Annotated in this window: 9 protein-coding genes; 4 read left to right on the top strand and 5 right to left on the bottom strand. The window is 43.6% G+C overall.

Going from position 1 to position 10,017, the window contains the following annotated elements; all coding sequences use genetic code 11:
- Window positions 1–168: 168 nt before the first annotated feature.
- Genes FQV37_RS13690 through FQV37_RS13680 form a run of 3 tightly spaced genes read left to right on the top strand, consistent with a single transcriptional unit; the run spans window position 169 to window position 1,346 of the window.
- Window positions 169–378: a hypothetical protein gene (locus FQV37_RS13690; protein ID WP_160023700.1), complete on the top strand. Its 210-nt coding sequence runs from the start codon at window positions 169–171 to the stop codon at window positions 376–378.
- Window positions 371–1,075, top strand: coding sequence for a nucleoside triphosphate pyrophosphohydrolase family protein (locus FQV37_RS13685; protein WP_205962103.1), 705 nt, complete (start codon window positions 371–373; stop codon window positions 1,073–1,075). Before FQV37_RS13690 ends, FQV37_RS13685 begins: the two co-directional genes overlap by 8 nt.
- 1 nt (window position 1,076) lies before the next feature.
- Window positions 1,077–1,346 (top strand): pyocin activator PrtN family protein, encoded by a 270-nt coding sequence (locus tag FQV37_RS13680; protein WP_160023698.1) that lies wholly within the window; start codon window positions 1,077–1,079, stop codon window positions 1,344–1,346.
- Here the strand turns inward: FQV37_RS13680 and FQV37_RS13675 are convergent.
- Window positions 1,315–2,469 carry a tyrosine-type recombinase/integrase gene (locus tag FQV37_RS13675; RefSeq protein ID WP_160023695.1) on the bottom strand — a complete coding sequence of 385 codons (1,155 nt, stop codon included), beginning with the start codon at window positions 2,467–2,469 and terminating at the stop codon, window positions 1,315–1,317. The two genes, FQV37_RS13680 and FQV37_RS13675, sit on opposite strands and share 32 nt — an antisense overlap.
- Window positions 2,470–2,615: 146 nt before the next feature.
- Between FQV37_RS13675 and dusA the strand changes: the two genes are divergently transcribed.
- Entirely contained in the window at window positions 2,616–3,602 is a 987-nt protein-coding gene (dusA, locus tag FQV37_RS13670) for a tRNA dihydrouridine(20/20a) synthase DusA (protein ID WP_160023693.1), read from the top strand.
- 81 nt (window positions 3,603–3,683) lie between these two features.
- Here dusA and FQV37_RS13665 read toward each other — a convergent pair whose 3' ends face one another.
- From FQV37_RS13665 to FQV37_RS13650, 4 genes are all read right to left on the bottom strand, one after another.
- Complete coding sequence (locus FQV37_RS13665) at window positions 3,684–4,472, bottom strand: CPBP family intramembrane glutamic endopeptidase (protein WP_227679264.1); 789 nt, start codon at window positions 4,470–4,472, stop codon at window positions 3,684–3,686.
- A 68-nt stretch (window positions 4,473–4,540) separates the two neighbouring features.
- A complete protein-coding gene (locus FQV37_RS13660; RefSeq protein ID WP_160023691.1) occupies window positions 4,541–5,431 on the bottom strand; it encodes an alpha/beta fold hydrolase in 891 nt (296 codons plus the stop codon).
- 280 nt (window positions 5,432–5,711) lie between these two features.
- The gene (sppA, locus tag FQV37_RS13655) at window positions 5,712–6,764 is read right to left on the bottom strand and encodes a signal peptide peptidase SppA (RefSeq protein ID WP_160023689.1); all 1,053 of its coding nucleotides are present in this window, start codon (window positions 6,762–6,764) and stop codon (window positions 5,712–5,714) included.
- 280 nt (window positions 6,765–7,044) lie between these two features.
- Window positions 7,045–9,960, bottom strand: coding sequence for a ComEC/Rec2 family competence protein (locus FQV37_RS13650; protein ID WP_160023687.1), 2,916 nt, complete (start codon window positions 9,958–9,960; stop codon window positions 7,045–7,047).
- Window positions 9,961–10,017: the final 57 nt, after the last annotated feature.

Raw genomic sequence — 10,017 nt, 5'->3', positions numbered from 1 at the left:
GCAGTGCGGGCTAATACACTGACGCGCATAGCTAGATGGTGGCGTACAACTACTAGCAGCTTAGATTGACACTCCTTACGTGCATAGCATGTGCTTTGAAAAAGCAGTCGAGGCAAAGCCGATTGACCTACGAGACAGGTCATCTATTTACTAATGAGGATAATAAGAATGACCAAAAAACTAAACTGGACAAAAAACGATGTCGCTAATACCAAATCGCACACTTATAGAATTGAGATTATCAGTAGCAGCCACTTTGTGATCTATAACGCAAAAGGCGACCACCCTTCTTTCAAGTCAAGCGAGTTTGACAGCGTAGAAGCCGCTAAGCAGTGGGCGCAAAACTATCATAATAAATATGGAGTAAGTCATGAATAATTTACCGTTACAGCCGTTGGTTTGGTTTGGACTTGAAAGCACTAACAGGCTTATATGTGAGGTGGTAACACCTATTTGTGAGTATTCAGTTTGGAAGGACGTAGATAGTGTGGCGTATAGCGTCCTTTATTATAACCGACACACCGAAGCGCCAACCAAAGAAGCCACCGGCTTTGCAACTATCGACGAGGCTAAAGCATGGGCTTGGAAGCACTACAACGAGAAGATGCAGCCGTATGTTAAGCCTGACAGCATAACGGATATTCGCAACTGGTTTAAAGCTGCGAAGCCTGAGCCGACGTTTAATGACTACATGACACAGCTTGGTTGTCATTTTGAAGAAGTTTGCGAAATGATGGCGGCGATTGGTGGTGGTAATGAGGATATCTGTATAGACCTGAGCGAGAAAGCAGATTTTATCAAAGGGCTTACCGTTCCTGACGAATACGTTGAAACTCAAAAAACCTTTATTGATAACACTGAACTACTAGACGCCCTATGCGACCAAATCGTGACCGCTACTGGCGTGGCTTATATGATGGGCTTTGACATTGAGGGCGCACTCAAAGAGGTTATACGCTCAAACAACAGCAAGATGGTTAAAGGTAAGTTTGAGTTTGATGCTAACGGTAAAATCATGAAGCCTGATAGCTATAGTGAGCCTGATTTAACGCCATTTGTAAAACAAGGAGAGTGATATGACTAACTTCAACACAGAGCAAATGCTCATCATGCGGTACGGTTTTAATCCACTCATACCGCTTGAGAGGGTGGCAAGCGACTACCTACCACCACTGACAAAGCCTGAGCTACATCGCAAGGCTAAGCATGGTCAGCTAGGTTTTTCGGTAGTCAATAACGGTTCTGAGAGTAAACCTGCTTACTACGTGCCACTGGCATCATTAGCGGCATGGATTGACCATGAGATAGACGAGGCTAATAGCGACCATCTTGCCATGCAAGCATAGCCACCTGCATTGCCCTGTCAAACTCTAATACAGTTTTGCGGGGCGTAACATTAACATAACGCTGTAAACTAGACCATGAGTCATGACCAGTCACTTGCTGCATTTCAGGCACCGTCAAACGCTGCTCAGCAAGCCGTGTCGCTGCTTCATGACGTAAATCATGATAACGTAAATCATCAATACCCTTGAGCTTACACGCCCTCGTAAACATGGCTGATATATTTCTAGGTGATAGCGGTAGCAGTAGCTCGTTATCCCAATGTTTGTTGCCACGACGCATAGTAGCACGTACTTTGTCAACTTTTAGCGCATCAATAATCGGTAGCGCATTGTCTCTAACTTTAGTATTAATATGATTGCCCATGCTACCGCGTGGGTTTTTTGCGTTTCTAACGAGCCACCAACCATCAACAAAGTCATCAATGCGTAAACGTGTCAATTCTTCTTGTCGTCTTGCTGTGTAGATTGCCAACCAAATAATAAGGTGCATCGGATAAGTGGTTTTGCCAATCATCCATTTTGCATAAAAGTAAGTTGTCAGCTCTTGCAACTCGTCACTGGTTGGTGTCCTAGTGCGCTTAATACTAGACGACACTTTACGGCTGTGTCTTAATCCTAGCACAGCATCTTCAAACTCATTTAGATTAACGTCAAGCCCCCATGCAAGTTTGGCTTGCTTGAGCACTGAGCGTATGCCCATGATGTCACCATTGAGCGTGGCTGGTGTGATTGCTCTTAATCCATCATACTTACCATTTAGCCTTGCATCAGCAAATGCGGTGTAATCCTCACGCCTTAGTGTGTTAATCTGCTTTGCACCTATTGGTAATTTGCTAATAAGGATTAGTGACATATTGTGAGTGCGTCCGAACTGATCGCCAAGCTCGTCAAGATACTTTATAATAACGTCACGCAATCGCATCGACTTAGCTTCACGCTTTAGCATTATTTCAGGATTGGCTTCAATCTCAGCTTCACGCTTTTTTACCCATGCCTCAGCTAATGCTTTTTTGCTAAATGTCTTTGATTGACTAAACGACGGATAGCCGTCACGCTCGATGCGTATCAACCCCCTATACCGAGCTGTGCCATCGGCATTTTTGCGCTTTACTATGCTGCCCATTTTGTACCATGCCTTGTTTTTAGTTTTGTGGTACGAATATGGTACAACACAATAACAAGTAAACGCACGTAAAAACACGCACGAACACGCAGCAACACGCAAGACAGCAATACTCTACACTATACACAGTAAGGCTTTAACGCTAAATGATTGATTTAATGAAGAATAAGCGACTATCAGTAGCTCCTATGATCGACTGGACAACAACAGACTATCGCTACTTTGCACGACTGTTCAACCCGCATACGTATCTATATACCGAGATGATCAGTACTGGTGCATTGATACATGGTAACCGAGCACGGCATCTACGTTTTGATACGCTCGAGCATCCGCTTGTATTACAGCTTGGCGGTGCAGACATCGATGAGATGACGCAGTGTGCTGAGTTTGCTCAGCAGTATGGCTATGATGAAGTCAATATCAACGTCGGTTGTCCCTCAGATCGCGTACAGCACAATAAGATAGGTGCTTGTCTGATGGCCGAGCCTAAGACGGTTGCTGATTTGGTCAAGCATATGCAAGCCGCAGTCGATATTCCTGTGACGGTCAAACATCGTATTGGCATCGATGACTTTGATAGTTATGAGTTTATGGTGGACTTTGTACAGACAGTTGCAGCGGCAGGTTGTACTCGATTTATCGTACATGCGCGTACAGCATGGTTGCAGGGGCTCAGCCCTAAGCAAAACCGCGAGATACCACCGCTACGTTACGATGATGTGTACCGTCTGAAGCAGGATTTTCCTGAGCTGGATATTGAAATCAATGGTGGTATCGATACAATTGAGGACATTAGAACGCATCTACAGCATATCGATGGCGTGATGATTGGTCGGGCGTTTTATCATAACCCGTATCTATTAGCAGAGGCCAATAGCTTATGGAACGAGGCAGCGTCCGAGACAATACCTAAGCGCTCAGAGATTTTAGCGCAGCTTTATCCATATCTCGAAGAACAACTCGCAAAAGGCGAAGCGTTGCCAACAATGACACGGCATTATTTAGGACTCTTCCAAGGTCTGATGGGCGCGCGTAAATGGCGTCAAGCATTGAGCGGTAAACCTCAGCTGACGATTGATGATATTAAGCGAGCTGCCGATGAAGTACTACTATTAAATCCTGATGCATAATCCTAACGCGTAGCCAAATTTTTATATCTAACTATTTCGATATAATTTATATAGTAGCAATCATTGAGGCTAGTATTTCATCTACGCCGCTTGCGCAATATACTGCCACATCGCTGCACCATTATTGACAATGTGCAGTACGATTGGCAGTAGTAGCGAGCCCGACTTAATCCGTGCATAGCAAAATATCAATGCCAACACTACGATAGTACTAATCTCGTATATACCATACTGCACATGGATCACAGCGAATATCAAACTTGTCACAATGCTGGCGACAATCGCCCCATGATTCGCTGAATATGATGATGCCGTAAACTGTTCTTCGATGGCTGACCACAATATACCACGAAAGATAACCTCTTCATAAATTGGTGCGACGATCACCATGGCAAACACCAACAGCCAAACCGAAATGACAGACTGATAGAGTGGATCAACAAACACCAACGGCGTCATATCGAGTACATACGTTAGTGCCTGACTGGCAATCATAAATATCAGTAGCAGCCCAAGCATTCCTATACCCACCGACAGTGAGAACGGCTTTAGTGCTAAATATTGACGCAGGCTGCCACCTTTTAAACGAATGATAAGCACGCTAATTGCCACTAGCAATATACAGCCGATAAGTATAGACAGGCTCACGACCGTTCCATCATTACTACCAAAATAGAATATACGCCCTACCGATGTCCTTTCATCGGCAGGTAATACCAGCTTGCCAGCGATATAGACACCTACCAACTGACTGATAAAAAAAGCAAGCACCATTCCTACTGTTAGCACGAATGTACCCACGCGCGAAAATAGCGGCAGAGACTTAGGTGAGGCAATCGTACTAGATGGAGCAGTTAGATTCTTTGGCATAAAAATGTCACTTAAAAATACTCTGGCAGCTCATATCCATTACAAGCATGACTGATAATATGTTGCATTTATTTTGACAATTGCTGCTTAATCAATCCTAACACCTGCGTTGAGACAGATTCTGGATGCTCAAGTGGGAACATATGCCCTCCTTCGTGAGTCTCATAAGGAATGCCCAAGCGCGATTTTATCTGCTGCGGAAAGCGACGTTTCAAAAATATACTGTCTTGACCAATGATTAAAGTCACAGGCACTTTAGGACCACGATTCGGTGCCAGCCAATACCAAGATGGATTGGTACGGAACACAGCGACTTCGCTGGCTTTAGGGATGGCCAATGTCACTTTGCCATCCGCGCGCTCATGCAAGCCATGATCGATATATCCTTGAAAGCTGCGCTCATCGAAATTCTTAAAAAACCCTTTATGTCGCATTTTATCATATGCTTCATCTCGGCTATCCCACACATCACGGCGATGTTTGGATACGCCAGCTGGTGACAGTTTGTCCATCAGACGGTTATTCATGAGCGGTAATCTGTCTGCTGTCTTTGCCAAATGCCATAACAAACTGACTTTGCCATAAATCCAAGGCGGATCCATAAGCACCGCTTGTGCAAACAGTTCAGGCTGACGATACGTGGCCTGCAACGTACACATAGCCCCAAGCGAATGCCCTACTCCTACTGCCTGTGCAACGCCATGCTTTTCGCAGGCTCTGTTTACGCTATCAATAATTTGCTGCGTCAAACTGCGCCAATGATCGTCCACTGGATAATCAGGCGTATCACCCAACATCGCAATATATTCAACCGTAAAGAACTCTGATAGGCCTTCAAAGAACGGCTCATATACCGCACTTGGCATTCCATTAGCATGGGCAAAATGCAGCACAGGTTTATTGGTTATTTTAGAGACAGGCAGTTTAGCAAAGGACTGCAAATTTATTTCATCACTCATGACAGACTCTCGTGGGATCGTTTATGTTATATATTATTTTAATGATTGAACCTGGTACCATTATTAAAACCAATAGCATTAAAAATAACTTCTTCAAAACCAACCATGTTTATATGGCAAGTTTGACGACTGTGTTTGATGGTTATAGTTGTATAGCTAATTCAATCAGGCTATCACTTGGGCCAAGGTTTTTTATTTGGTATTGCATACAATTAAGGCTGAGCACAATTATATGCTCAGCCTTAACAATCATACACATTATATCTAAAACATAAAATGCTTAACGCATCTGCCCAGTGTTGCTTTCTTGTGGCAATACGTCGAGACTAACGCTAGAGCCAATACCTGCACCTAACTTCACTGCAAAACGGTCCATAAACATTTGGAACGGATCAGTTGGGCTATAGCTGATGATTGTATCAAGGTCGAGTTGCTTACTTAGACTTGTGATACTACCTGTTTTGTCTGCCAAACCTAGCTCAATAGACTGCTCACCTGTCCAGAATAGCCCTGAGAACAGTTTGTTTTGTTCAGGATTCTTCAGGCGGTCACCGCGCCCTTCTTTGACAGCGTTGATGAAATGCTTGTGCGTATTTGCTAGTACTTTTTCGACATGGTTTTCTTCATAATCAGTCAACGGACGAGATAAGCTTAAGATATCTTTATACTCACCAGCCGTAATCGTACGATCTTCTACGCCAACTTTGTCCATCAAACCTTTAACGTTATAGCTTGGCATAATGACACCGATAGAGCCGACCAAACTTGACGGATTGACATAAACCTCATCTGCGGCAGACGCAATATAATAAGCACCTGACGCACCGATATCACCAATCACCGCATAAAGCTTTTTGTCTGGGTATTCTTGGCGTAAGTCCATCATGGTCTGCCAAATCTCATCAGACTGTACCGGTGAACCGCCAGGTGAGTTGATATCCAATGCCACTGCTTTTGAGTTACTGTTTGCAAAAGCGTCTCTCAAGGCTTCATTAACATCATACGCATTAGCCACATCGTCATTACTGATGACACCTTGCAGCTCAACCACTGCCAAATGTGGATCGCTAGTATCGACTGCGTCCATACCTGTTGGTGCACTGCTACAACCACGACCAAGGGTCAAAAATATCAATAGGATATAACCAAAGGTCAGTAGTTTAAAAAAGATACTCCAGCGACGAGCGCGGCGCTGCTCAACCACACTCGCTAATAACGTGTTTTCCAGCACCTTCCATTCTTGTCCACTTGGCGGGCTTGGTTGCTGCGGTTGCGTTGGCTGATTTGCCGAGTTATCAGGACGTTTGTTAGGGTCTGGTGGCCAGTTGGGCATATAACTTCCTAAGTTAGAAACAATCTAAAACAATAAAATGAGGTTGTCGAGAAATACAGCTAAAGCGGTGATGTATACCTGATACTGTCTCACCATATCTGCGACCTATGTTAATAGTCAGTGACCTGTATTAATAGGCTGCTAAGTATGGTGGTATTTCGATAATGGTTCAATAGTATAACTGTGAAATATCACTATATTGTAACGCTGATAACATAAGCCTTATTTTTGAGGGTTAGTAGTTTCGGCATTGGAAAAGCTATCAATGTTATTTAGCGATTTAGTTGTTTAGCGATAATGCCGCGTCTAACGGCTTATTATCATAGGTTATAACTTCATCGACTCCCTGATGACTTATGACATCAGCTGTAATTTGCGAGGCACTATGACCAAGCCACCTTATATTTTCGAATAGCATGTCATCATTATTCGACTCAACTGAACATAGTAATGACCACAGTTGCCAAACGCGTTGATGAGTATCAGCATTTAAAATCAGACGTGACTGGGACTCTGACTGTTTGCCAGTTAACTGGTTAGATGCTACTTGTACTTGAGGGCTAACAGGTGAATTGACAGGTAACGAATTGAGTGGATCTGCTGCATTATAATTTAGAACTTGTATAGACAAGTTAGTATCAAGAGCAATCGTACAATCCCAAACGCTGGTATCACCTATTTTGGTCCAACCAGTGATGGCTTGTACTGACAACTCATCGTTGGCCGACTGCCATGTTTTACCTTGCTCACAACGTTGAGCACTGATAGTAGGCGTATCTTCAGATTGCCTAATTATTTTATAGGCTTGCTGAAATGCAGACCAACGATCAGAGCGCCCTGCTTGCCAATATTGGCTAATGGCTAAGCGGCCATTTAATTGAGCAACGGTCATCGGTAGTAATTCAGAAATTTTGGTATTAGCAATATTCTTATTGTCAGGAATTAACGTATCAGTCAGGCTAACACTGCTACTCTGTATGACAATGCTCTCTAACTTATCGACAGATAAACTGCCCAATTGCTGCTTTAAATTTTCAGATAATTTGTCTGCTGTCAGGCTGCTTGGCATCGTTCGTGTAGAGGCTGGTCTATGATCAGCTAAGAACAACCAATTGGTACTGTCTTCATTGACAGTAGGATATTGCAGCAATGCCGCCGTTATATACGAATCACCCGTTGGTAGAATATATAGGGTCGGTACAGTTACCAGCGACTGCTGATTGGCATACACCGTAATCATCAGCAACGTTAATGGTGGTAACATCAACCAACGACTGAGTAAACCTCGTGGCAACAGCCAAGGCAATGCACTTAGCAAAGCCATCGATAGTATCGCGATATTAACGGGTGTATAGAGCCACGCATCCGACAACGCTGGCAATGACGTGAGCCAACTCATCAAATCGTGTAGATGACCGACAATCGTACTAACAACCATCCAAAGAATATCAGCGATACTCGGCACCAAAAGATAACACAGCCCGGCTAATAAATTGAGCGGTACAATCACCCAACCAAATAGCCCAATAGCAAATAAATTGATGAAAAGGCCCCATAACGATGCCTTACCGAATAAAAGCAAAGTAACAGGGAGTAAGGTCAAAAACAGCCAAAACTGTAGTTTAAACACACGCTTAATCATTTGCCAAACACGGTTAGATAGCGCGTTATTGATATGAGTACGCGGCTTATCATCGTATATAGTCGTTGCAGCAGTAGTCTGATGCTGATACGACTTATCGTCATACTTGAGTAATAACGCCACTGCAATAAAAGATAGCCAGTATCCCGCCTGCCATAATACGTAAGGGTCACGCCAAGCCATCAATATAGCAAATGCCAATAGCACGCGCATCGTACTGATAGGAAGCAATATCAATCTGACGAATCCAATCGCTAATAACATCCAGGCCGTACGAGCAGCAGGTACGTCAAAACCAGTAAATAGCGCATAAATAAAAGCAGCACCAATCATTACCCACCAGCGCACTTGCCAACGCGGAATACGACGATAAATCGCTGAATAATTACGATCAAACAGCAGTACAACTATGCCTGCCAATACAATAGCCAAAAACAGTACGTGCGTGCCTGAAATAGCGAGCAGATGTGAGATACCCGCCAGTTGATATAAGTCCTTAGTATCACGATTAATCAAGCTACGATCACCCGTGAGAAGACTTAATGTCACGGCTTTTGCTTGTTGTTCTGCTGTCGTTTGTGCTGACCAGTCTTGATAGAAATGCTGTCGTAATCGCCAACGCCCCTGATCGATACGAGTACGAAAGCGCTGAAGATATGAATCAGAGTCTAGCGACTGCTTCGAATATTTTTTATCGCTGATTTCATTGCTAATTTCGCGACTATTTACCAATGTAGGGCTAACGGCCAAAATATTTGCAACGCCATCAATATGCCGACCTCGTAACCAGCGATAACTGTCAAAACCAGTAGGGTTATTGACTGCTTGCTCAGAGGTAGCCAACGGCGCCAGTGCTAGGCTCATGAATATCTCATCACCGGGCTGCAAATCGTTTAAGGCTACAAACTGGCTATCATTTGCAGACTTTTTTGGATAGGCGTTAAGTAAGATTCGGTGTTCATTGACTTTGATATGAACTTCATTGGAATTAATATCGTAATTAGTGCTTAGGCTATTTTTATTTGCATCTAAGTAGTCGGATGTTTTAGTTGCTAACTCTTGGGGCGTCAGCTCAGCGACCAATGGAGTGATGTTCGTTATCACTGCTACTTGGCGATACCCGCTGTCTGTAGTAGCATCATAAACACTGTCGCTCAACCCTTCGATACGCACGAGCGCTTGTACTCGTATCGGAGCAGTTATTTCAGTGGTTTCTGCTCGTTGATGAGTAACCAAAGCTTGCAGTGCACTGCCTATCACTAATGCAGCTGCTAGCAAAGCTAAGACTAAATATCTAATGATACGGAAAGGAAGTTTAGTATACAGAGATGCGTTGTTAAAGGTATTGTTATCAGCGCTGTGGCTGTCTATCGAAGGTACATTGAATTGAGCAGACGCCAACAGAAACGTGGCAAATACAATCAGCGCCAAAGACAGATTGGACGGATTAATCATATCTAGCAAAGACAAGTCAGTTGGCATTATCACATTATCTGCGACTGCCAATACGCCCATCATAACTATAATTATGAGGCTACCAATCAACCAGTACACCAGCACTCCTTGCTTGATGACTTAAATATTATTCGGCCAAATATGGTTACTTACTAT

The organism is Psychrobacter nivimaris (genome assembly GCF_009812035.1).
Classification (GTDB): Bacteria; Pseudomonadota; Gammaproteobacteria; order Pseudomonadales; family Moraxellaceae; genus Psychrobacter; species Psychrobacter nivimaris.
Note: the sequence above shows the minus strand (reverse complement) of the source record. Positions and strands in the feature narration are given on the sequence as shown.